Source organism: Acinetobacter sichuanensis (assembly GCF_003024515.2).
Lineage (GTDB): Bacteria > Pseudomonadota > Gammaproteobacteria > Pseudomonadales > Moraxellaceae > Acinetobacter > Acinetobacter sichuanensis.
The window spans coordinates 41,139-62,745 of the sequence record NZ_PYIX02000005.1; the positions used below are offsets into that span (position 1 = coordinate 41,139).

Annotated in this window: 22 protein-coding genes, 1 tRNA gene and 1 pseudogene; 9 read left to right on the top strand and 15 right to left on the bottom strand. The window is 35.5% G+C overall.

Annotation, left to right across the window (positions count from 1 at the left end; all coding sequences use genetic code 11):
* The first annotated feature begins 29 nt into the window (after window positions 1-29).
* The 3 genes from C9E89_RS04900 (at window position 30) to C9E89_RS04910 (ending at window position 2,464) form a co-directional block, all read left to right on the top strand.
* Window positions 30-1,394, top strand: coding sequence for an MFS transporter (locus C9E89_RS04900; RefSeq protein ID WP_107007235.1), 1,365 nt, complete (start codon window positions 30-32; stop codon window positions 1,392-1,394).
* 51 nt (window positions 1,395-1,445) lie between these two features.
* Window positions 1,446-2,084: a single-stranded DNA-binding protein gene (ssb, locus tag C9E89_RS04905; protein ID WP_107007234.1), complete on the top strand. Its 639-nt coding sequence runs from the start codon at window positions 1,446-1,448 to the stop codon at window positions 2,082-2,084.
* A gap of 89 nt (window positions 2,085-2,173) precedes the next feature.
* Entirely contained in the window at window positions 2,174-2,464 is a 291-nt protein-coding gene (locus tag C9E89_RS04910; RefSeq protein ID WP_107007233.1) for a hypothetical protein, read from the top strand.
* Between the two features lie 63 nt (window positions 2,465-2,527).
* On the opposite strand, the gene C9E89_RS04915 is transcribed toward C9E89_RS04910, so the two are convergent.
* Window positions 2,528-2,992, bottom strand: coding sequence for a hotdog fold domain-containing protein (locus C9E89_RS04915; RefSeq protein ID WP_107007232.1), 465 nt, complete (start codon window positions 2,990-2,992; stop codon window positions 2,528-2,530).
* Between the two features lie 123 nt (window positions 2,993-3,115).
* Between C9E89_RS04915 and C9E89_RS04920 the strand changes: the two genes are divergently transcribed.
* Complete coding sequence (locus tag C9E89_RS04920) at window positions 3,116-3,763, top strand: TetR/AcrR family transcriptional regulator (RefSeq protein ID WP_107007231.1); 648 nt, start codon at window positions 3,116-3,118, stop codon at window positions 3,761-3,763.
* Between the two features lie 32 nt (window positions 3,764-3,795).
* Here the strand turns inward: C9E89_RS04920 and C9E89_RS04925 are convergent, their stop codons facing one another.
* Genes C9E89_RS04925 through C9E89_RS04935 form a run of 3 tightly spaced genes read right to left on the bottom strand, consistent with a single transcriptional unit; the run spans window position 3,796 to window position 6,571 of the window.
* Window positions 3,796-4,155 (bottom strand): RidA family protein, encoded by a 360-nt coding sequence (locus tag C9E89_RS04925; protein WP_107007230.1) that lies wholly within the window; start codon window positions 4,153-4,155, stop codon window positions 3,796-3,798.
* Window positions 4,156-4,167: 12 nt separating this feature from the next.
* Window positions 4,168-5,280 carry an alanine racemase gene (alr, locus tag C9E89_RS04930; protein WP_107007229.1) on the bottom strand — a complete coding sequence of 371 codons (1,113 nt, stop codon included), beginning with the start codon at window positions 5,278-5,280 and terminating at the stop codon, window positions 4,168-4,170.
* Window positions 5,281-5,311: 31 nt separating this feature from the next.
* The gene (locus C9E89_RS04935) at window positions 5,312-6,571 is read right to left on the bottom strand and encodes a D-amino acid dehydrogenase (RefSeq protein WP_107007228.1); all 1,260 of its coding nucleotides are present in this window, start codon (window positions 6,569-6,571) and stop codon (window positions 5,312-5,314) included.
* A 136-nt stretch (window positions 6,572-6,707) separates the two neighbouring features.
* Here C9E89_RS04935 and C9E89_RS04940 point away from each other — a divergent pair, with 136 nt between their 5' ends.
* Window positions 6,708-7,172 carry an Lrp/AsnC ligand binding domain-containing protein gene (locus C9E89_RS04940; protein ID WP_107007227.1) on the top strand — a complete coding sequence of 155 codons (465 nt, stop codon included), beginning with the start codon at window positions 6,708-6,710 and terminating at the stop codon, window positions 7,170-7,172.
* 167 nt (window positions 7,173-7,339) lie between these two features.
* Window positions 7,340-7,903 carry an alkyl hydroperoxide reductase subunit C gene (ahpC, locus tag C9E89_RS04945; RefSeq protein WP_107007226.1) on the top strand — a complete coding sequence of 188 codons (564 nt, stop codon included), beginning with the start codon at window positions 7,340-7,342 and terminating at the stop codon, window positions 7,901-7,903.
* A gap of 108 nt (window positions 7,904-8,011) precedes the next feature.
* Here the strand turns inward: ahpC and C9E89_RS04950 are convergent, their stop codons facing one another.
* Both C9E89_RS04950 and ycaC read right to left on the bottom strand, forming a co-directional pair.
* Window positions 8,012-8,935 carry a LysR substrate-binding domain-containing protein gene (locus C9E89_RS04950; RefSeq protein WP_107007225.1) on the bottom strand — a complete coding sequence of 308 codons (924 nt, stop codon included), beginning with the start codon at window positions 8,933-8,935 and terminating at the stop codon, window positions 8,012-8,014.
* Between the two features lie 108 nt (window positions 8,936-9,043).
* Window positions 9,044-9,670, bottom strand: a complete 627-nt coding sequence (gene ycaC / locus C9E89_RS04955; RefSeq protein ID WP_107007224.1) for an isochorismate family cysteine hydrolase YcaC — start codon at window positions 9,668-9,670, stop codon at window positions 9,044-9,046.
* Between the two features lie 305 nt (window positions 9,671-9,975).
* Between ycaC and C9E89_RS04960 the strand changes: the two genes are divergently transcribed.
* The 3 genes from C9E89_RS04960 to C9E89_RS04970 all read left to right on the top strand — a co-directional run bounded on the left by C9E89_RS04960 (window position 9,976) and on the right by C9E89_RS04970 (window position 13,439).
* The gene (locus C9E89_RS04960) at window positions 9,976-10,851 is read left to right on the top strand and encodes a pirin family protein (RefSeq protein ID WP_107007223.1); all 876 of its coding nucleotides are present in this window, start codon (window positions 9,976-9,978) and stop codon (window positions 10,849-10,851) included.
* A 452-nt stretch (window positions 10,852-11,303) separates the two neighbouring features.
* Window positions 11,304-12,602 (top strand): FAD-dependent oxidoreductase, encoded by a 1,299-nt coding sequence (locus tag C9E89_RS04965; RefSeq protein WP_107007222.1) that lies wholly within the window; start codon window positions 11,304-11,306, stop codon window positions 12,600-12,602.
* A gap of 6 nt (window positions 12,603-12,608) precedes the next feature.
* On the top strand, window positions 12,609-13,439 hold the full coding sequence (locus C9E89_RS04970) for an SAM-dependent methyltransferase (protein WP_107007221.1): 831 nt from the start codon (window positions 12,609-12,611) through the stop codon (window positions 13,437-13,439).
* A gap of 74 nt (window positions 13,440-13,513) precedes the next feature.
* Here C9E89_RS04970 and C9E89_RS04975 read toward each other — a convergent pair.
* The 9 genes and pseudogenes from C9E89_RS04975 to C9E89_RS23760 all read right to left on the bottom strand — a co-directional run.
* A tRNA-Thr gene (locus C9E89_RS04975) sits at window positions 13,514-13,589 on the bottom strand.
* A 253-nt stretch (window positions 13,590-13,842) separates the two neighbouring features.
* Entirely contained in the window at window positions 13,843-14,070 is a 228-nt protein-coding gene (locus C9E89_RS04980) for a hypothetical protein (protein WP_107007276.1), read from the bottom strand.
* A 648-nt stretch (window positions 14,071-14,718) separates the two neighbouring features.
* Window positions 14,719-17,577: a type I restriction endonuclease subunit R gene (locus C9E89_RS04985; protein WP_107007220.1), complete on the bottom strand. Its 2,859-nt coding sequence runs from the start codon at window positions 17,575-17,577 to the stop codon at window positions 14,719-14,721.
* An 81-nt stretch (window positions 17,578-17,658) separates the two neighbouring features.
* Window positions 17,659-18,570 carry a GIY-YIG nuclease family protein gene (locus C9E89_RS04990; protein WP_107007219.1) on the bottom strand — a complete coding sequence of 304 codons (912 nt, stop codon included), beginning with the start codon at window positions 18,568-18,570 and terminating at the stop codon, window positions 17,659-17,661.
* Between the two features lie 393 nt (window positions 18,571-18,963).
* Window positions 18,964-19,347, bottom strand: coding sequence for a hypothetical protein (locus C9E89_RS04995; RefSeq protein WP_147305710.1), 384 nt, complete (start codon window positions 19,345-19,347; stop codon window positions 18,964-18,966).
* A gap of 124 nt (window positions 19,348-19,471) precedes the next feature.
* Window positions 19,472-20,206 carry a hypothetical protein gene (locus C9E89_RS05000; protein ID WP_107007217.1) on the bottom strand — a complete coding sequence of 245 codons (735 nt, stop codon included), beginning with the start codon at window positions 20,204-20,206 and terminating at the stop codon, window positions 19,472-19,474.
* A 168-nt stretch (window positions 20,207-20,374) separates the two neighbouring features.
* Window positions 20,375-20,833, bottom strand: a complete 459-nt coding sequence (locus C9E89_RS05005; protein ID WP_107007216.1) for a hypothetical protein — start codon at window positions 20,831-20,833, stop codon at window positions 20,375-20,377.
* Between the two features lie 59 nt (window positions 20,834-20,892).
* Window positions 20,893-21,282 (bottom strand): hypothetical protein, encoded by a 390-nt coding sequence (locus tag C9E89_RS05010; RefSeq protein ID WP_147305711.1) that lies wholly within the window; start codon window positions 21,280-21,282, stop codon window positions 20,893-20,895.
* Window positions 21,283-21,365: 83 nt separating this feature from the next.
* Window positions 21,366-21,464 (bottom strand): annotated as a pseudogene (locus C9E89_RS23760) (hypothetical protein); the annotation flags it as partial.
* Between the last annotated feature and the right edge of the window lie 143 nt (window positions 21,465-21,607).

Sequence of the window (21,607 nt, forward strand, 5' to 3'; positions counted from 1 at the left end):
AGCTCGCCAGTTTTGATAAGCCAGTAGATATGATGAATCCTTTAGAACGCCGCTCGACCTTTGCATTAAGTAGTATTTTTGCTTTACGCATGTTGGGATTGTTCATGATTATTCCTGTCTTTGCTGTTGCAGGACAGTCATATCAATATGCAACGCCAGCACTGATCGGTTTAGCCGTAGGTGTGTATGGTCTAAGTCAAGCATTATTACAAATTCCGTTTAGCCTTTGGGCAGATCGCTTTAGTCGCAAGCCACTGATTGTATTTGGTTTACTGTTATTTGCTCTGGGTGGTGCTGTGGCGGCAATGTCAGAAACTATTTATGGTGTCATCATTGGTCGTGCCATTGCAGGTGCAGGGGCAGTTTCCGCAGTGGTGATGGCATTGCTTGCTGATGTCACTCGTGAAGAAAACCGCAGTAAAGCCATGGCGGTCATGGGCATGAGTATCGGTTTGTCTTTTGTTGTTGCATTTAGTTTAGGTCCGTGGCTGACCAGTTTAGTGGGAATTTCAGGTCTATTTTGGGTTACGACCTTGATGGGCTTGTTGGCGATTTTGACTTTATTTTTAGTGCCAAAAACCACACGTCATCATAAGAATTTTAATCAGGGTTATTTCAATCAACTGAAACAAGTCTTGAAAATGGGTGATTTAAACCGTTTACATGTGTCAGTGTTTTCATTGCATTTATTACTAACCGCAATGTTTATTTATATGCCATCGCAGTTGATTAACTTTGCAGATATTCCATTATCTAAACATGGCATTGTGTATTTACCCTTACTTGTGATCAGTTTGTTTTTTGCATTTCCAAGTATTATTTTGGCTGAAAAATATCGCAAAATGCGTGGTATTTTCCTGACTGCCATTGCAGGCATCATTGCAGGCTTGGTGATTCTTATTTTTGGTTATGAATCTAAATATATCTTACTGTTAGGTTTAGCTTTCTTCTTTATTGCTTTTAATGTCATGGAAGCATTATTACCTTCGTGGTTATCAAAAGCTGCTCCTATTCAATCTAAAGCGACTGCCATGGGCGTCAATGCCAGTGCCCAATTCTTAGGTGCATTTTTTGGTGGAACACTCGGTGGTCAATTAATTTTACTTAATAATACGACAATGGGTTGGAGTGTTTTATCGGCAATTGCTATAATTTGGCTGCTCATTAGTTTTGGGCTGGCGCAACCACGTTATTTAACATCAATTGTATTGCGATTACCTGAGAATAAACAAACCGATGATTGGACTTCTCAGTTATTAACAATTCGTGGTATTGAAGAGGTCGTGGTGATGTCTGACCAACAAGTTGCCTATATTAAAGTTGATAAACAGCAAATAGATGATGCTGGGCGACAACATTTAACGCACTTGTTTGGTAAAGAGGTAGCCATTTAAACATAACTCTTATAAAGTAAAACATAGAATCGAATAGGAAGATAACGTCTGATGCGTGGTGTAAATAAAGTTATTTTAGTAGGTACTCTAGGTCGTGATCCTGAGACGAAGACTTTCCCAAATGGTGGGTCTCTCACTCAATTTTCAATTGCGACCAGTGAGTCTTGGACAGATAAAAACACAGGCGAAAGAAAAGAACAAACAGAATGGCACCGTATTGTGCTACATAACCGTTTAGGGGAAATCGCTCAGCAATATTTGCGTAAAGGCTCTAAAGTTTATATTGAAGGTTCTTTGCGTACTCGTCAGTGGACAGACCAAAATGGTCAAGAGCGTTACACCACAGAAATTCGTGGTGAACAAATGCAAATGTTAGATTCAAATCGTCAGCAAGGTGGTGAAGGTGGTGAAAACGGTGGTTATAACCAACCTCGTTTTAACAACAATAACAACCAAGGTGGCTTTAACAACAATAACCAAGGTGGTTTTAATAACAACCAAGGTAATCAAGGCGGTTATGCGAATCAGGGCAACCAAGGTAACTACGGTAACCAAGCCAATAGCAACCAAGGTAACTATGGCAATGCAGGTAACAATGTAAACCAAGGTTTCCAATCACCTAAGCCAGCAGCAGCGCCTGCTACACCTGCTCAAGCACCAGCAGATTTAGATGATGATCTTCCGTTCTAATTGATTAAAACAGCAAGTCATTATTAAAACCCTTTGTGAATACAGAGGGTTTTTTTATTGGGGAAATCAAGAAAATGAGAAAATAAAAAATGGATAAAATAGATCAGTTTATACAAATATGGTTAGATTACGCACTTAAACTTCATGGACGTCAAGGAATGGATGAAGTGCTTTTTGCAGAAATGATTCAACTTTTAAAAGATATAGATGCTGAGTATCGAGCAAAGGATCATATTCCAAAAAAATTAGCTGAAATTTTTGTTGATATGTTTATTGCAATTGATGGCTCAGCGTCTTATTACGATGATGAATATCAGCAAGAAATCTATCAAATGGTGGATCAACTTTCTTATTATGCACGGAATATTTGTACAAATTAAATCATCATCATGTAGACCACCTAAAGAATCTCCTTTGTGTTGCAAAGGAGATCGGGAAGAGTATTATTTCTTTGCTGACACCCACATCGTGATCACAGCTTTAAACACAGTTTCATTTTTTGTATCTTTGACTTCAACATTAACCAAATAATCACTGCCTTGATTCCATTGGAAATTTGCATCGGCAGGCGTCGCAATTGCGACTAAATCGGTATTGGCTTTTTTTAGATATTCAACCGTCATGCCTTTAGGAATCCAACGATGTGTAGAGGGTACCGTGGCATCGGTCATTGTTCCACCTGCGAGTTCTGCCATATTACACATTGCAATCGCATGAACTGTACCAATATGATTGAGGACAGCACGATGTTTCTTGATTTTGATTTCGCAATAATTTGGTTTAAGTTGTTCAAAGACAGGTGAAATACTACTGAAGTAAGGTGCTTTTAAACAGATTAGTTTGGAGAATGTCCATTTTCCAGCAGGTTTATTTTTAAAGCTATTCCATAGTTTAAGTGCTTGGCTCATTGTTATTTCCCATTTTCATTGAATACAGATGATGATTTTAATACAGAATAATATTCTGTTATTGGCTCGGCAGACATATTCTGCTTAAAATTGGTCAAAGTTAGCGGGTGGAATTAAAGATTAATGGAAAATATCGAATTATTAGAACGAATTTATGTAGGAAAACGAGCAGAATTAAAACGTCAAATTCTTAAACAAGCTTTGCTTTGTTTTTTAGAAAATGGCGTGGAAACAACAAGTATTGAAATGATTCGTGAACGGGCAGATGCGAGTGTTGGCGCAATTTATCATCATTTTAAAAATAAAGAAGGTATCGTTGCAGCTTTATTTTTTGCAGCTTTAGACGACCAAGCACAGCGTCGTGAAGATGCTTTAAAGCAAGCAGAAAATATGCAACAAGGTATTATCTCAATTGTGGAAAGTTATATAGATTGGGTAGTTGATTATCCTGACTTTGCCCGTTTTTTGTATGCAGCTCGTTTTGCATTAAAACAAAGTTCACTTTATCCAGATTTGCAACAGCGTAATCATTTGCGTAATCAATATTTATTACAATGGTTCCAACAACAGAAAGAATTTCATCTTTTAACTGATATTCCACGAGAGTTATTATTGTCTTTGGTTATTGGTGTGGCAGAAAATTATTGTCGTGCATGGGTGTCAAATAAAGTCAAAACTTCACCACAAAATTATAAAAAAATACTCGCAAAAACAGCATGGAATAATATTGTTAATTTTTCAGAAAGCTGTGTGGAAGTGAGCCAAAACTAGTTGGCTCATGCACTTTATTATATTGTTATGATTTATTTTGCCGCTGCTATGACTGAGATTTCAATGAGCCAGTCGGGATTGACTAAATCGGCTTGGATGGTTGCGCGTGCAGGTGTATTGCAGCCGTGTAGCCATTCAATCCAAATCGCATTTACGCTGTTAAAATCAGCCAAATTTTTAATAAATAATTGAGCCGATAATAAACGAGATTTATCTGTATTGGCTAAAGCCAAAAGTTGATCAATTTTTTCAAGCACTTGTTGAGTCTGAGCTGTAATATCTAAATCTGTATCGGTGGGTACTTGACCTGATAAATAGACAGTTTGATTAAAAACAGTAATCGCGCTCATCACTTCTGTACAGTTAAAATATTGAATATCTGTATGATTCATTGTGTCTTTTCCTTAAGTTTGACTGGATTGGTCTATTTGAAAATGAACTCGGTTGGTAATAGCACACATCAATTCATAGCCAATGGTTCCTGACATTGCTGCGACTTCATCAATTGGAAGAATTTCCCCTGTTTGTGCTTTGCCCCATAAAACCACTTCACTACCAATGCCGACATTTTCGAGATGACTCAGATCAACAGCAAGCATGTCCATGCTGATGCGACCTAAGGTTTGGCTACGTTGACCATTGACTAAAACAGGTGTGCCTGTGGCTGAGATTCTTTGATAACCATCGGCATAACCACACGCCACAATGCCTATACGCATAGTTTTTTCTGCTTGAAAATGCGAACCATAACCGACGGTGTCTTGCGGTTTTAATGTTTGAATTGCGATGATTTCGCTTTTTAAAGTCATGGTCGGTTTTAAATCCCAATCTTGAATACCATGATGTGGGAAGTCAGGTGAGCTACCATAGAGCATGATGCCTGCACGAACAAAGTCTGTATCTAAATGCGCATGTCGCAAAATCGCAGCACTATTACTTAATGATTTTTCACCTGCTAAATCTTTGGTGATTTGTTCAAAAATGTGTAACTGATGGGCAATACCATTTTGACCAAAACGCTCAGCATCTGCATCTGAAAAATGCATCATATGGGTAATAGAGTGGACTTTGTCACAGGATTTTAACTGTTGCCAAACCGCATGATATTGTTCAGGGGCAAAACCAAGTCGGTTCATACCACTGTTCATTTTCAGAAAAACATTAAACTGAGCCGCTTGGGAATGTTGAAATAGCCAGTCAATTTGATGCTGACTATGTAAGGTAAAACTTAGATTATATTGAACACAGTCAAATAAATCTTGTGCTGAAAATATACCTTCTAATAAGAGAATCGAACCTTGCCAGCCCAAAGCACGTAAGCGTTTTGCTTCATCAAAATCTAATAAAGCAAAACCATCTGCAGATTGAAGAGCATTATAAACACGTTCAATACCATGTCCGTAAGCATTGGCTTTGACTACAGCAAAGACCTTACTTTTAGGGACAGTTTTGCGAACAACTGCTAAATTATGCGCCAAAGCATCTTGGTGAATAATGGCATAAATCGGGCGAGGCATAACATACGCTCCATGTATGAAGTGCTAAGGATTAAGCCACGTGGGCATAACGTTGCAGTGATAAACCATCCGTACTGATGTCAGGTTGATGACGTAAAACAATGTCACTAATCAATTTGCCTGAACCGCATGCCATCGTCCAACCTAAAGTACCGTGACCTGTATTTAAAAATAAATTTTTGTAGCGAGTCGCACCAATAATTGGCGTACTATCAGGTGTCATTGGACGCAAACCTGTCCAAAAAGAAGCTTGTGCTAAATCACCACCTGGAAATAAATCTTGTGTGACCATTTCTAAAGTTTGACGGCGTGTTTGTTTTAAGCCGAGATTAAAACCACTTAACTCAGCCATACCTCCAACTCGAATACGTTGGTCAAAACGAGTAATTGCGATTTTATAAGTTTCATCTAAAACTGTAGATTGTGGCGCAAACTCAGGATGAGTAATAGGCAGTGTCAGAGAGTAACCTTTGACAGGATAGACAGGTAAATCAAGTGCTAAAGGACGTAAAAAGTCACGTGAATAACTGCCAAAAGCCAAAACATAACGGTCAGCTTTTATGATTTGACCATCTACCAATACACCTTTGATTTCATCGCCTTCTACAATCAGTTTTTCTACATTGCGATTAAATTGAAAATCTACACCTAAGTCTTGTGCTGCTTTGGCTAAAGCATTGGTAAATAAGTAACAATCACCAGTCTCATCATTGGGTAAATGTAAACCACCCACTAATTTATCTTTTGCATGCGCAAGTGCAGGTTCAACTTTTGCAAGGTTGTCAGCATCTAATAGTTCATAACTTACACCGCACTCTTTTAAGACTTGAATATCACGCTGTACTGCTTCGAGTTGTGCTTCATTACGAAAGACTTGTAAAGTTCCTTTAGAACGATGCTCATAATGAATATCTGTTTCTTTGCGCAGTTCACGTAAACAATCACGGCTATATTCTGCAACACGAGTCATACGTTCTTTGTTAATGGCATAGCTGTTGGGATTACAGTTTTTCAGCATTTGTGCCATCCACTGCAATTGCCACATGCTGCCATCAATATTAATAGCTAAAGGTGCATGATGTTGAAACATCCATTTCACTGCTTTAAATGGAATTCCTGGTGCTGCCCATGGAGTGGAATAGCCTGGTGAAATTTGCCCAGCATTGCCAAAGCTAGTTTCTTCTGCTGGACCTGACTGGCGGTCTAAGACAGTTACTTGAGCACCTTGTTTTGCTAGATAATATGCACTAGCGACCCCAATAACACCACTTCCAAGTACGAGGACATGCATAATTCATTCCTTTCATCATCTAGTTTATTTCACTAGTATATGGATGAATTAATAGTTTATTTCACTATTTTAAGGCTTATAATTTAGGTGAAATAATAGTTTTTCTCGCAAAAAATCTAAAAACAGGAAATAAATGATGCGTAAGCTAGATCGTATAGATTGTATGATTTTAGACATTTTACAAAAGGATGGACGAATCGCAATTAGTGAGTTGGCATCGAAAGTCAACCTATCTACAACACCCTGTTCAGAGCGAGTGAAACGCTTAGAGCGTGATGGGATTATTATGGGCTACTATGCACGTTTAAACCCTGCTGCTGTAGATCGTAATTTATTAGTTTTTTTAGAAATTAAGTTATCTGCAAAATCAGGTGATGTTTTTGATCAGGTCGCGAAAAGCTTAACTGAAGTACCAGAAGTATTAGAATGTCATCTTATTTCAGGTGAGTTTGATTATTTGGTCAAAGCACGTTTAAAAGAAATGGGCGCATATCGTCGTTTGTTGGGAGATTTATTAAAAAAATTGCCTGCTTCGGCTTCTTCTCACAGCTATGTTGTGATGGAGGAAGTAAAAGAAAGTTTATATCTCAATTTGAATTAAACAGTCAGATATTCTGCTTATTTTGTGAATGATCTTATTTTATAAAGTCTATTTGATCTAAAAAACAGATCATTTTTATTAAAAACTACTGTTTTACCGATTTTAAATTCTTTCGTATATTGGTTTCACAGACAAGCAATCCCTGAAACGAATTGAAGGAATACGACATGAGTTTAATCAATACTGAAGTTAAAGCATTCAACGCAACAGCATATAAAAATGGCGAGTTCATCGAAGTTTCTGAAAAAGACTTTTTTGGTAAATGGTCAGTTGTATTTTTCTATCCTGCTGATTTTACATTTGTTTGCCCAACAGAGTTGGGTGATTTAGCCGACAATTATGCTGAATTCCAAAAAATGGGCGTTGAGATTTATTCAGTATCAACCGACACCCACTTTACCCATAAAGCATGGCATGACCATTCAGATGAAATCAAAAAAATCCAATATCCAATGATTGGTGATCCAACTTGGGCTTTGGCAAAAAACTTTGAAGTCTTGATTGAGGCAGAAGGCCTGGCTGATCGTGGTACTTTTGTGATTGATCCTGAAGGTAAAATTCAGATCATTGAAATCAATGCCGGTGGTATTGGTCGTGATGCACAAGAGCTTTTACGTAAGGTCAAAGCAGCGCAATATGTTCATGCACACCCTGGTGAAGTTTGTCCTGCAAAATGGAAAGAAGGTGATGCGACACTTGCACCTTCAATTGATTTGATTGGTAAAATCTAAGCTCAATCTGCTTTAAAACATCGTATTTAAATTTAAAAAATCCAGAACCATGTTTCTGGATTTTTTATGTTTATTCAGTGTATGTCAATAAAACGAATTCAAATCAAATTACATCAAATAGCCACGATGCTCAGTTGCCAACTGACGTAGACCTTCTACCAAATGATCAATCAGTTTTTCCATTGCCAGACGTTGACCTTTACGTGAGGCATACACCAACTGCACCGTACCAATATTGGAACACCATTCAGGTAGAACATGAATTAAATCACCATTTTTCAGATCTTCTTCAACTGCCAAATAAGGCAAATCTGCAATACCTAAACCATCTTTGGCTGCGTAATAGACCCCAGCAAGGTCATTGCATTTCATACGTGGCGTGAGAGGAATCATAATTTCTTCATGCTGTTTGAGGTTGTGTAAATGCCATTGATATTGTGGTTTTTGAGTCCCCAGCACAATACTGGGCAACAGATGTAAATCTGTAAATTGTTCCACTTTTTGATTTTTTAAAAGTTCAGGACTGGCGACCAGACAATGCGTAGTTTTAATCACGTCACGTACAATCAGACTTGAGTCTTCATTGGCTTGAAAATTGGTACGTATCGCCAGATCGATATCATCATGAATCAGATCGACCCGACGACTGGTCAATTCCAGTTCAATTTCAACTTTAGGATATTCTTTTAAAAACTGATTCAGCAGTTGGCGAATCTGAAAATGCATCATCAGGGCAGGGCAACTGATTTTAATCAATCCCTGTGGTTCGCTTTTTTGACGCAGCAGGACGCTTTCAGCGCATTCCACTTCTGCAATGACCTTGCAACACGCTTGATAAAACTCTTCACCGAGTTGGGTCACTTTAAAATGTCGGGTTGAGCGTTCAATCAAACGGACATTGAACTTGCTTTCCAGTTCCAAAATACGACGACTGAGTTTAGATTTGGTGATATTACTCGCTTCACTTGCCGCACTAAATCCACCATGTTTTACCACCAGATAAAAATAGTAATAATCATCAAAAGAATACATGACAGATCTCGGCTTTGGACAGTTGCAAAAAAGTATAACATCGACTGAATATTTTTTATTTTGAAAAAAATAGCCTTCAGTTGAAGGCTATTGATCTACAACACAGATTTATTTTTTCTCAGTGTTTTTGACATAGCTTTGGATCAGGTTGCTATAGTCAGGAATGTGCGCACCAAATAATGCACCTAAACCTTCAATGTCATTACGCCAATCACGGTGTAACTCACAAGATGTACCGAACCAGGTCATGAGTTGAGCACCTGCTTGTGACATACGATCCCATGCAGCATCACGTGTGAGAGCATTGAATGTACCTGACGCATCTGTGACGATAAAGACATCAAAGTCTTCTTCAAGTGCAGAAAGCGCAGGGAAAGCCACACAAACTTCTGTAACAACACCCGCAATAATCAGTTGTTTTTTGCCTGTTGCTTTAACAGCCTGAACAAAATCTTCATTGTCCCATGCGTTGATTTGACCAGGACGAGCAATGTAAGGTGCGTCTGGGAACATTTCTTTCAGTTCAGGAACTAAAGGACCGTTTGGACCATCTTCAAAACTGGTGGTTAAAATGGTTGGAAGGTTAAAATATTTTGCTGCTGCGGCAAGCGCCAATACATTATTTTTAAATTTATCTGGATCAATGTCACGTACTAATGAAAGTAAGCCTGTTTGGTGATCTACTAATAAAACCGCAGCATTGTCTTTATCTAAACGAACGTATTGTTTTCCCATTGTTGTATCCTCAGAAAGTAAATTTTTTAGTCAATATGACGGATATATGATGAATACATAATCTCGTACTGCATTCAGTATAGGCATAAATGATGTGTAAAGAAGATGAAAAATGAGAAGAATTATCTCAAATATAGGATATTTTGATTAAATTGTGATTATTTTTACTTTTTTGTTTTATTTTTATGGTTGAAAATAATCATTATCTCAATAATAGGAAGCTCAATATCAATATCGTAGCAGTATCACACCTTTAAAAATATTATGATGGATTCATATTAAGCCCTATAGATAGGAGCAATAAAATGAAAAAAGTTGTCGGTGTATATCGCAATCAACACATGTACTGGGTTGGTGATGGTTTCCCTGTAAGAAATCTATTTTCTTACGATCGTTTAGGTCAGGCAATCAGTCCATTTTTACTGTTGGACTATGCTGCACCTTACCATTTTGATCCGACCACAGCACAGCATGGCGTAGGTTCACATCCACATCGTGGTTTTGAAACAGTAACACTTGCGTATCATGGTGAAGTTGAACATAAAGACTCACATGGTGGTGGCGGAACCATTAAAACAGGTGATGTACAGTGGATGACTGCGGGTGCAGGACTGGTGCATGAAGAATTTCATTCACATGAGTTTGCTGCCAAAGGTGGACTGTTTGAAATGGTACAGCTTTGGGTTAATTTACCTGCGGCAGACAAAATGACAGCACCAAAATATCAGGCGATTGAAGCACAGCAAATTCCTGTAATTGAGTTGGAAGATGGTGCGGGACATATGCGTGTGATTGCAGGTGAGTTGATGGATCATGCAGGTCCAGCATCAACATTTAGTCCAGTTAATGTGTGGGATGGAACTTTAAAAGCAGGACATCAAACACATGTACATGTACCTGTAGATCACAATACATTGGTTGTGGTTTTAGAGGGTGAGATGCTCATTAATGGTCATCAAGCTGTACAAAATAACTCTATTGTATTGTTTGCAAATGATGGTGAAGCACACATCCAACTTGAAGCTGTACAAGATGTGAAATTTTTGGTGCTAACAGGTCAGCCACTCAATGAACCCATTCAAGGTTATGGACCTTTTGTCATGAACACCAAAGCTGAAATCATGAAAGCATTTAATGATTTTAACCAAGGTAAATTTGGCGAAATTTCTGTTGAAGCATAAGCTAAAAAGCGGATTGAATAATCTGCTTTTTTTATGAAAATTTGCGGCTTATTTCAAGATAAAAAAAAGGGCTTCTATCCCACACTATAGAAGCCCTTTCACGCTGTAAGTTTTCTTTATACATTTCACAGATTACCGAAGTAAAATTTGTGAAGTAGTTATCATTTATGTAAATCATCATAATCAATGTTTTTTTGTTTGTAAATAGAACGAAAGGTAAAAAAAATAATTTATCTTTATATTTTTAAATGATTTTTATTTAAAATTAATAAAAAATTGTTTAAATAAAATGGCTTATAGTATTGCGTAACAAAAAGTAATATTGAATTTTTTTATACACTAGCGCACTTTTTTGATTTGTGAAAAACCTGAAAAACTGGAACTTTTTAATAGCCTATTTTTACAAGCCTTCATTCATAATAAAAAAAATAGTTAACTCTCGGATAATAACTTTGAATATTGCAGTGATTGGTAGTGGCATGGCAGGGCTTGCTACTGCAAGAATTCTGAAAGATGCAGGACATGACATTACTCTTTTTGAAGCTTTACCTGGTCGTGGAATGGATAGCCACAGTATTGAATTTGAAGGTGGTTTGATCGATGCACCTTTAAGAGTCATGAATCCACACTTATGGGAAAATACTTTAAGTCTTGCTGCATACTTGGGAATAAAAACATTTCCTGTGCGCACATTTATGGCGTGTAGTTGGTTATTTGAAGACAAAACAGAAACATGGCTAACGACATCTCGTACACGCATTGGAAATTTTCCGATCATTAATAATCGTAAAGGCATTAAGCAATACGGTTGGCGTTTAGTCAAAGGGATGTTACAGCTCAAAACTGCGATTCATCAATTTTTTAAATCGAAGAATCAAGACATTACCTTAGCCGAATTTATTAACCAAAATGACATTGAGGAAGTGTTTTGGCATGGTGCAGTGATGCCTGTGCTTTATACCATTTGTACCTGTGATCCAAAAACGATTGGTGAGTGGCCAGCAAAACCATTATTGGTTTTTTTAAGACAACTGACAGATGGTGATGCTTTATTACGTTTACAAGGCGGTACTCCTGCATTAGTCGATAAACTTGTTGAGGGTATCGACATTCACAGTAGTTCAGCAGTTTCAAAAATTGAAGAGCAAGGCGAACAAGTTTTAGTTGAAAATATACAGGGTGAGCAATTTCATTTTGACCGTGTCATTGTGGCAACACCAACCAATAAAATTGAAGATTTTTTAAATAAAGAACAATTTGCAGATGATATTGCTTTGTTAAAACAATTTAAATTTGAGCAAGGCGAATTGGTGATGCATACCGATGCGAGTGTCATGCCGCCTAATCGTAAAGACTGGTGTGTACTCAGTTATATGATGGATCGTAAGTTTACCAAGCAACAATTTACAGTTTGGTTGAACTCGGTAGAGCCAAGTTTAGTGGGTAAATCACCTGTTTTTCAGACATGGCGACCTGTAACTGAAATCGCTGCGAAAAAAGTAATTTCTAGTGTGACGTTGACCCGTGCAGTGGTAAATTCAGATACTGTGGCATTGAATAAAGAATTGCAGCAACGACATCAGCAAGCGAATCGTAAGGTGTTCTATTGTGGTTCTTGGTCATGTGATGGATTACCAATTTTAGAGTCAGCCGTCACTTCTGCAATGCATATTGCACAAACTTTTGGTGCGCCATTGCCATTTGTGGGTTTAAAACCTAAAGTTGAGGTTGCTCCCCAACTCGGTTATTAATTTTCAATGAAATGGTTTCAAGCATTACAGCAACAATTGTCACAACATAAATATGCGATTAATGCAAAAAACTTAGGTGATCATGCTGTTTATGCTTGGACGAATTTAGGATATTGGACGCCTGAAACGGAGTCATATCCACAAGCATGTTGCCAATTAGCAGATCAATTGGCGCATGCTGTTGCTTTAAATTCAAAAGATAAACTTTTAGATTTAGGCTGTGGGCAGGGAGCTAGTCTGTTAAATTGGCAAAATAAATATAAAATTCAGGATATTAGTGCTGTTGATGTACAAGCTAAATGTATTGCGTTTTTACAAGAAAATTTAAATTCAAAGATTAAACTTTATTGTGCTTCATTTTTAAATTTAAAAAATATTTTTCCAACTGCTTATTTTGATGTCGTTTTATGTATTGATGCTGCTTATCATAGCAATTTAAATTCATTTCTAAATGCCATACATGAGGTTTTAAATTCAAAAGGACGTTTGGGTTTTCACTATTTAATGTTATCGGAAAAATGGCAGCAACTTTCACATTTTGAACAACAAAAATATCGTTATTTACTTAAATCGGCTGATATTAAAATTCAAAATTTAGAAAATCAGAAAAATACTGAAAAAATCATATCGAATTGTGGGTTTGCAGATATTCAAATCATTGATCTTTCTGAACAAGTATTACACGGATTTTCACAATATATCAAAGCTGCTGATACTCAATTGACATCTTTAGACAATATCAAAATTCAAATGACAGCGCGATTATGTGAAAAATTATTTAAAGATGGTCTGATTCAGTATGTGCAAATCAGCGCACATAAAAATGTATGTACATAAAAATGTAAAATTAAAATATATTGCGGCGGCTAAAAACAACAAAACCTCACTAAAAATCGAGGTTAAGTATAAAATGGTGCCGGCACACGGATTCGAACTGTGGACCTACTGATTACAAGTCAGTTGCTCTACCAACTGAGCTATGCCGGCAACGTGGCGAGAATTTTACAGAAAAATGACAGAAATGCAAGCCAAAAAATAACCAATTAAATATTTTTTTAAATTTTTCTCTAGTTTTATAGTAAATCATTGATCCTAAAAGTCTAAATAGATTATTTAGTGCGCATTTTTCGGTGAGAAGACCTTATATAGTGGATATTTTAAGTGCTATATAAGGTCAATGAATTAAGATCTAGGGTTTAAATAAAAGTGATTGGAATGGATCATGAGTATAATTTTATCTTTATTTACTCCTTAAAATTTGATCTAAATCCTGCGCGCATTCTTCTAAAGTTAAAGCCATATCAATTTGCATTTGGGGTTTAAGCTCATTTGCAAGTTTTCTCCATTGTTCAATTAAGCGTATCGCCTTTTGAATTTTATGTTTATTAATATCCTTCGCAATAGTAGGGGTATATCCGCCACGTTTAGCATTTTTGAGTTGTTTTACATAATTTGTGCTGTTATTCATTATGACTCCCGAATACCAGAATCGACGTGTTCTATGTGCTTCATCAACTGTTGATACTGCATCTTTCATCGTAGTGGCTCAACATTGCATCTAAATGATATTGAATAGAAATATTCGATAATTCTCCCATGAGGTATAAATGCTCTCTTTCTTGATTAATAACAAAATATTTATTTTAATCAAGTTAATATCGTTAATTTATACAATTTTATTGTCATTTAAATCAGTTTTTAAAATTAAAAATTTGTATCTATATGTTGAATCTTAGGTTTTCTTGAGCTTATAAATTTAGATATTGGTGGTGTTTTTCTGATGATTGGCTTCAATAGCGTAAATAGAAACCTAAATTTTTTGACATTAAAAAAGGCTTGAACCCTTTAGATTCAAGCCTTTCGATACTGCTTTGGAGTGCAGTTCTTTGATATTTGGCGGGAGAGAGGGAATCATATTTATAGTGTAATGATTTGTTTTTTATTTAGAAATTTTTTTAAAAATTTATAGATACCAACAAAAATACCAACAAATTACAAAAGTGCTTTGCATGTTTAAGTGATGTTAATTTGATATCAAGGATAAAATGCGTCGTAAAGGCATAAAAATTTATTTTCTATGCTATTACGATGTTGAGCATTCCAATGATGATTAAATTTACAGTCCTAAATAAAACTTCTCAATAAATCGCTGGGTTTTAGACAGAAGGTCATTCAAAATACCATCTCGCTTAAATAGACCTAATTTGTAATTAGGCAATTCTGAAATTTCTTCTTTACGTGGCATACGTTTAGTAAATTCATATTGCTTTAAAACACTTTTCATGACATCAGGTTTTAAATTTTCTTGCTCACAAAGCTGTTGATAGGCGTTTTCTTTTTCTACATCCCAGAATTGAGCAAAAGCCTGTTGTACACTTTGCCCGTTGATCATTTTTGGTACATTCTGCTCTATAAACTTTTTAATCAATTCTTGTTTGTTGTGCAAACTTACTTCACCACCTAAGAGATCATAAATTTGTGCCTCATATTGCTGACGTTGGGTCGCATTTTTTGCATTTACCACCATTTGCAATAGGTTCAGGATGTAGCCGACATTCACCCGATCACTATGTAATAGCTCCAGTTGAAAGTCGACTTCGCTTAAAACAGAGACTTTATCTTTTTGGGTTGAAGTTTTGACTTCACGACAAAGATCTGCATATTTAGATGCAAAATTAGCAAACGCTTGTTTATCGAGTTGGGTTTGATCTTGGTCATACTCAATAAAGGTTTCAAGTTGAGCGTTGTAGCGCATGACTTCACGAAAGGCTTTAATAAAAGCGAGTTGATCGTCTTCTGTCAGTAAATCATCTACAGCTTGGTAGTCACTGCTTAATGCTAAAAGCTTTTCTACAGCAAGGTCATAATCTTTTTTAATTTCCTCAAAAGCAGGAATAAGCACGATTTTTTTGGCTTCTTTATTCGAAAAAAGTGCCAATGCTTCATCTGTGGCTTGTTTCAAATTACGAAAGCATAAGATATTACCAAAAGGTTTATCTGCATTTAGAACACGATTGGTACGTGAAAAGGCTTGAATTAAACCATGATATTTAAGGTTTTTATCAACATACAGCGTGTTTAAATATTTAGAGTCAAAGCCTGTTAAAAACATATTGACCACAAGCAAAATATCTATTTTTTGATCTTTGACTTTTTGTGCAATATCTCGGTAATAAGCATAGAACTGATCGCCTGAGTTAAAATTGGTCTTAAATTGCGTATTGTACTGTGCAATATAACGATCTAATTTATCGCGGCTAGACACATTAACTTGTGTGGGAATATCAGTAGATTCCTCATCAATTAAACCATTTTGCCCATCGCTATTGACCGCCTCATTGGCGCCGTAAGAGAAAATAGTGGCAATAGTCAAAGGGGTATATGCTGTATTTTCTGCTTGTCGTTCTGCCTGTATTTTTTCAAAAATATCATAGTACTGTGTCAACATGTCGACAGAGCTGACACAAAACATGGCTGTAAACTTGCGTTGTTTGGTTTTGATGTTGTGATGATCGACAATATAGTTGGCAATCATATTTAAACGTTGAGGATTGTCGTATAACTCTTGGGTATTAATCGCTTCAACATCTTCGTTGGTCTGCATACCTTTGGCTGTGAACTTGCCTCTATAGTCGATTTGGAACTGTAGAACGTTACGGTCACGGATGGCATCGACAATAACATATTTATGCAAACAGTCATCAAAAAGGTGATCAGTTGTAAGCTTTAACCCAGCTTTAGATTGGCTATTTTCTTCAAAAATTGGCGTACCTGTAAAGCCAAACATTTGAGCATTTTTAAAGAATTTTTTAATGTTGCGATGAGTTTCACCAAACTGACTACGATGACATTCATCAAAAATAAACACCACTTTTTTATCTTGTAGATACTGAATATGTTTGGCATAACGATCTGTACTGATCGCTTTATTCAGTTTCTGAATGGTGGTAACAATCAATTTGTCATGGCGTTGGTCAAGCTGATCCACCAAAGTTTTGGTATTGGTGGTGCTATCGACACTGTCTTTTTTAAAGGCATTAAATTCGCGTGATGTTTGTGTATCGAGATCATTACGATCTACGACAAAAAGAACTTTTTCGACATCAGGCATTTGCATGATGATTTGACTGGCTTTAAACGATGTTAAGGTTTTTCCTGAACCTGTGGTATGCCAGATATAACCATTTCTTTGACTATTTTGTACGTGTGCAACAATTTTTTGCACAGCATAAATTTGATAGGGACGTAATACCATTAATGCAGGTGGATTGGCTGTTTCTAAAAGCACCATATATTGAGTCATCATTTGGGTAATGTGACTGGGTGTTAAAAATACCTGTGCAAAATCGACCACTTCATTGATGGGTTTATTGTCTATCCCTGCCCAAGGGAAAGTAAATTCAATATTTTTTGTGCCATTTGAATAATAACGAGTATTCACGCCGTTACTAATGACAAAGAGTTGGATAAACTGAAATAAGCCTTGTCCTGAAGCATAAGCTTCACGGCTATAACGTTGGGTTTGATGAAATGCTTCACCAATTTCCATGCCACGGCGTTTAAGCTCAATTTGGACTAAAGGTAAGCCATTGACCAAGAGAGTGACATCAAAACGGCTTGTACGTCCATTTGTCGCTTTATGATCGACAGTGATTTGATTACTGACTTGATAAATATTGTGTTGTGGCTGTTCTGATAAAAAATAGATATGTTTGCTTGAACCATCATCAAATTTAACAGGAAATTTGTCTCGTAGTTTTTGTGCGCGTTCAAATATAGTGCCACTGTTTAAGTGGCTAATGACTTGCTTCCATTCAGCATTTGATAGGGGAGGCAATGCATTGGCACGTTCAATTTGTGCTTTTAAGTTTGACAGTAAAGCGGCTTCATCTTTAATGGTGATATTGGCATAGCCCAAGCCATTGAGCTGTGCAATAAGTTCATTTTCAAGTTGTGCTTCGCTTTGTATAGTCATGATTTCCCTATGATTTAAAAATTACTCAATTGTAGGTTTAAATGTTACATAAAACATGTTTATTGTCGTTTCATAAAAAACTTAAATATCATCAACTTGGTTTTGTTGCCATTCTTCATAAGTATAATTCGTACCTACTTGTTTCCATTCTTTTCGACCATTACTTGCTCTACCTAAAATTACTGCACTAGCGGCAGAAGGGCTTGAGAATAAATAATCTTGATTAAATGTAAATGCATTAGAATCAATAACATTAGACTCAAATAGTTGAGGACGCAAATTTTTAGTATACGTGTGCTTCAAATTTGTTACTGCTTTACGTACTTGGGAGCCTGCTAGTACATAAAACTCACCATCAATGATTTTTGCTTTAGCATTAATATCTTTTGCAGTTAAATAAAAGTCAGTATTTTCAGAGAATTCAATTTGAGAAGTATGGTGGTTTAGGGAATTAGACATACTTGGATGTTTTACTTCTTTTAGAAATTCATAACCTAAAACAGGTAATACGACCTGAATTTGTTCTATGAAATATTCCATATCTGCAATATCTGATTCAGGTAGTCGTGCATAGCTATGAGCAGTACCATTTTCGAGCTGACATTGACCATTTGTTTTGGCTATATTCATAAGACGACTTTCTAAATATTTGATATGAGCCTTAGTGATATTTTGATCTTTACCAGTAACGATACAAACTTTTTCCCAAAAATCTTTGCCACCTGATTCTTCAGTGCGATTATGCTGTTTTAATCGGTTAGCGATATCATCTGATTCACCAATATAAACTTTTGGGTACATAGGGTTTTCAGGATCAAAGCTCACTAGAAAATAAATTCCAGTTCTAGAGCATTCTTCACGTTTAATGAGTTCAGCGAGTTTAGTTCGAGGGGCAGATAAAACATGACCAGTCCAATTAATAATTTCGGCAGTTAAAATGCCATTGGGTAAACCATCCGTTAAGAACATTTTTATACTTTTGCCATGAGCCATATTCTCCCCCTGATGAATGATTTAAAATTAAGTAATTTATATTGCTAAGAATATCAAAAAAATGATCTCTTATAGCTAATAAAACTATGCTTTTAAGACTAGATCACTAAGATTTTGAAAAAGTTTTTTCATTGCTTGTATTATGATATTTTTTGATATTAGAATTTCTTTAAATAATGAAAACTTATAGTAAAATATGATGAAAAACCTCAATAAAATTTCTGCCCAAGAATACTTACAGAGAATGATCTACAGTTCGGAATCTGATCTTGAAATTTTTCCCATTTTTAAAATGTATTTTTCTCTTGAGTTCAAGAGACTTTTATTGGATGTTTACATTTTAGTTAGAAAGGAAAAAGCTCGGTAAAAAACTATTAAATAGTGAGTTATAATTTAATTACAGTAATGCTTATAAACACTATAAGGACCATTATATTCAGATGTAATTTTGATAACATCTCCAATAAAGTCAGGGGTCATATCATTACCAGATTCACTACCAGCCCAAACAGCATGAAGAAATTTAGCCGTTTTAGTTTTACAATTAATCTGTAATCTAATTTTATAGCCATAACTATCTTCACTATATTTCTCTAAAGTTGTTGCGGTCACAATACCATTAGCTTTTTTTAAAGACCTTGTTTCTACATAAATAGAAGGATATTCTTCTGGTCCATCATCATAATCACTTTCAAAAATAAGTTTATAATCATTAAGAGCATTGGTTGCTGTACTCATAAGGAAAAGTGATAACGAAGCTATTAAAATTCTTTTCATTAAATATAAATACCTGATGTAAAAAGGAATAGCCCCTACTCTAAGTAAGGAATTTTTGATTTGTATAAAGTCTTTTAAAATTGTGATAATGATTTTATTTAAAAATTTATATCACAAGATGCCCTTATTTTTTACAATATTTTTTACTAAATTCTGCTTTAGAAATTAGTTTTTTACTATTTAAAAGTGAAGCATATTGTTTCCAAGTAATATTTAAGGCTTGTTCCAAGCCAGCAGTAACTGCATTAGACATATTATCCTCTGTATTATATATATTATTTTCTTTGGAAATATTCCACTTTTCTACAAAATTTTGATAAGAATTGCTGCATATATTAGATTTTATGTTTTGTGCTGATGTTACTTGCATGAGTTTAACAATCCCATTTTTATACTCATATGAATATTTAGCAGTCTTTGAAATATCAGGGTTTGAGCAACTAAATTTAATAGATATATTATCTTTTGAGCTATAAATACATGAAAAACCATCATGATATGAAAATAATTCTGGCATTTCGGTATATTTATAGTGACTAGTTTTTAACTCTCCATTGGGTAGTACTCTATGAAAAATAGGAGGATTTGGATATTTTCCAACTACATCTTCAATTATGATAATTTCATTTACTATTTTATGTATTTCAGAAATACGATCTATATTAATTTTAGATTTCTTAATATTATTCTCATATGAATATACATTTTTACTATCGCCAAAATATTTAATGTATTTACTCTTATCAATAATGTAAATTACATTATCATCTATGTTTTTTGGTTGAATTTGAATAGCATAGCTCTCAAAGACTAAACTACTAAAAATTAACATTAAAAGTATATGTGCTTTATATAACATTTTAAATTATCCTTTGATTGAAATTTATTTTACATATGAGGTTTATTTATATTTCACTGAATCAACAAAACATAAAACTTTCGTTGTGTGATGTGCTGTAGTTGTGAATCAGAAGCATACCTTATCGATTGACTGATGGTTTTGTGTGCGTTATTAAATTTAAATGACTCACTCATAAGTCTTGCATTTTACTGTTTTAACAGGTGTCACATTTTTTGCCGAAATTAAAGTCGTATAGTCAAAACCTTCGGATTCGATAAAGAATAGATCATAGTTTTTAATCGTAATTGTTGCCTTACCTTCATAAGTGCAATAGCCCTTTTTAATGCTATCGGGTAATTTAAAGGTTTTTCGAGCTTGTTCAAAATTATGAAAGCAGAAATAGGCACTACGTTCATCGCCTTTTGGGCGTGGAATTAGTGATGCTGATTTTTTATCAGGCGTAAAACAAATATTATCACCTAAATAATCCACATATTCAGGGTCTAATTCACGAAAGTACGTGCCTGTTAAGGCTACTTGCCCTTGATAATGTTTAAAATCACTGCCCGTTTTTTGATATTTAAAAGGCTGTGCCTGCGCCAGCATAGGCAAAAGTAGCATGCTGATGATCAATAACTTTTTCATGATTTTTCCTCATTTTTATTTTGCGTGGACATGAATCAACATTCACGCCACAATTTAAATTAATAATTTTCGCAATAATGTCCAAATATATCTTTCGATAAGTCAGATATTTGTTTGTCTTTATAGTCATAGTTGATGATAGCATCACATTCTAAAATCGGTAAACTGCTGTCATCAATTGGTTTTAAGCGCAGTTTGACCGTGTAAGCATGTGATTCACCTTCATCACTGTCATATTTGAGATTGTCATGGCGTAATACACGATAACGGGCATCGGAGTCATTGTCTGCACTGACCCAAAAAATGGTATTGGGAATATAGTTTTTAACCGCTTGAAGCCCCACAGGAATGGTTTTAGGTGAGTAGGAATTGCCTGCTTGTGCATGTGACATACACAGTACACTCGACAGAATGAATCCCATACTTAAAACTTTACTTAAAGGCTTCATGTTTTTTCCGTTGTTTATTATGGCTTAAGTGTTAAAGCGCTTATTTTATATCTTTGAAGATAATACAAAATAAGCATTTGGTCTTAAACAAACATTTGTTGTAACAAGCCTTTTTTCCACTGTTTAGCCTGTTCAATTTGCTGAGCTACGACTTCAATTTTTTGGTCAATGGCTGATAAAAAATAATAGTGTTTGTACCATCATCAAATTTGATAGCAAAGCGGCTTCATCTTTAATGGTGACATTGGCATAGCCCAATCCATTGAGCTGTGCAATAAGTCCATTTTTTAAGTTGTACTTCGCTTTGTACTGTCATGATTTTATT

What these genes read in the sequence shown, in the direction of transcription:
- C9E89_RS04900 (WP_107007235.1), top strand. Translation starts at nt 30, where the DNA reads ATGATGAATCCTTTAGAACGCCGCTCGACCTTTGCATTAAGTAGTATT.
- ssb (WP_107007234.1), top strand. Translation starts at nt 1,446, where the DNA reads ATGCGTGGTGTAAATAAAGTTATTTTAGTAGGTACTCTAGGTCGTGAT.
- C9E89_RS04910 (WP_107007233.1), top strand. Translation starts at nt 2,174, where the DNA reads ATGGATAAAATAGATCAGTTTATACAAATATGGTTAGATTACGCACTT.
- C9E89_RS04915 (WP_107007232.1), bottom strand. Translation starts at nt 2,992, where the DNA reads ATGAGCCAAGCACTTAAACTATGGAATAGCTTTAAAAATAAACCTGCT.
- C9E89_RS04920 (WP_107007231.1), top strand. Translation starts at nt 3,116, where the DNA reads ATGGAAAATATCGAATTATTAGAACGAATTTATGTAGGAAAACGAGCA.
- C9E89_RS04925 (WP_107007230.1), bottom strand. Translation starts at nt 4,155, where the DNA reads ATGAATCATACAGATATTCAATATTTTAACTGTACAGAAGTGATGAGC.
- alr (WP_107007229.1), bottom strand. Translation starts at nt 5,280, where the DNA reads ATGCCTCGCCCGATTTATGCCATTATTCACCAAGATGCTTTGGCGCAT.
- C9E89_RS04935 (WP_107007228.1), bottom strand. Translation starts at nt 6,571, where the DNA reads ATGCATGTCCTCGTACTTGGAAGTGGTGTTATTGGGGTCGCTAGTGCA.
- C9E89_RS04940 (WP_107007227.1), top strand. Translation starts at nt 6,708, where the DNA reads ATGCGTAAGCTAGATCGTATAGATTGTATGATTTTAGACATTTTACAA.
- ahpC (WP_107007226.1), top strand. Translation starts at nt 7,340, where the DNA reads ATGAGTTTAATCAATACTGAAGTTAAAGCATTCAACGCAACAGCATAT.
- C9E89_RS04950 (WP_107007225.1), bottom strand. Translation starts at nt 8,935, where the DNA reads ATGTATTCTTTTGATGATTATTACTATTTTTATCTGGTGGTAAAACAT.
- ycaC (WP_107007224.1), bottom strand. Translation starts at nt 9,670, where the DNA reads ATGGGAAAACAATACGTTCGTTTAGATAAAGACAATGCTGCGGTTTTA.
- C9E89_RS04960 (WP_107007223.1), top strand. Translation starts at nt 9,976, where the DNA reads ATGAAAAAAGTTGTCGGTGTATATCGCAATCAACACATGTACTGGGTT.
- C9E89_RS04970 (WP_107007221.1), top strand. Translation starts at nt 12,609, where the DNA reads ATGAAATGGTTTCAAGCATTACAGCAACAATTGTCACAACATAAATAT.
- C9E89_RS04980 (WP_107007276.1), bottom strand. Translation starts at nt 14,070, where the DNA reads ATGAATAACAGCACAAATTATGTAAAACAACTCAAAAATGCTAAACGT.
- C9E89_RS04985 (WP_107007220.1), bottom strand. Translation starts at nt 17,577, where the DNA reads ATGACTATACAAAGCGAAGCACAACTTGAAAATGAACTTATTGCACAG.
- C9E89_RS04990 (WP_107007219.1), bottom strand. Translation starts at nt 18,570, where the DNA reads ATGGCTCATGGCAAAAGTATAAAAATGTTCTTAACGGATGGTTTACCC.
- C9E89_RS04995 (WP_147305710.1), bottom strand. Translation starts at nt 19,347, where the DNA reads ATGAAAAGAATTTTAATAGCTTCGTTATCACTTTTCCTTATGAGTACA.
- C9E89_RS05000 (WP_107007217.1), bottom strand. Translation starts at nt 20,206, where the DNA reads ATGTTATATAAAGCACATATACTTTTAATGTTAATTTTTAGTAGTTTA.
- C9E89_RS05005 (WP_107007216.1), bottom strand. Translation starts at nt 20,833, where the DNA reads ATGAAAAAGTTATTGATCATCAGCATGCTACTTTTGCCTATGCTGGCG.
- C9E89_RS05010 (WP_147305711.1), bottom strand. Translation starts at nt 21,282, where the DNA reads ATGAAGCCTTTAAGTAAAGTTTTAAGTATGGGATTCATTCTGTCGAGT.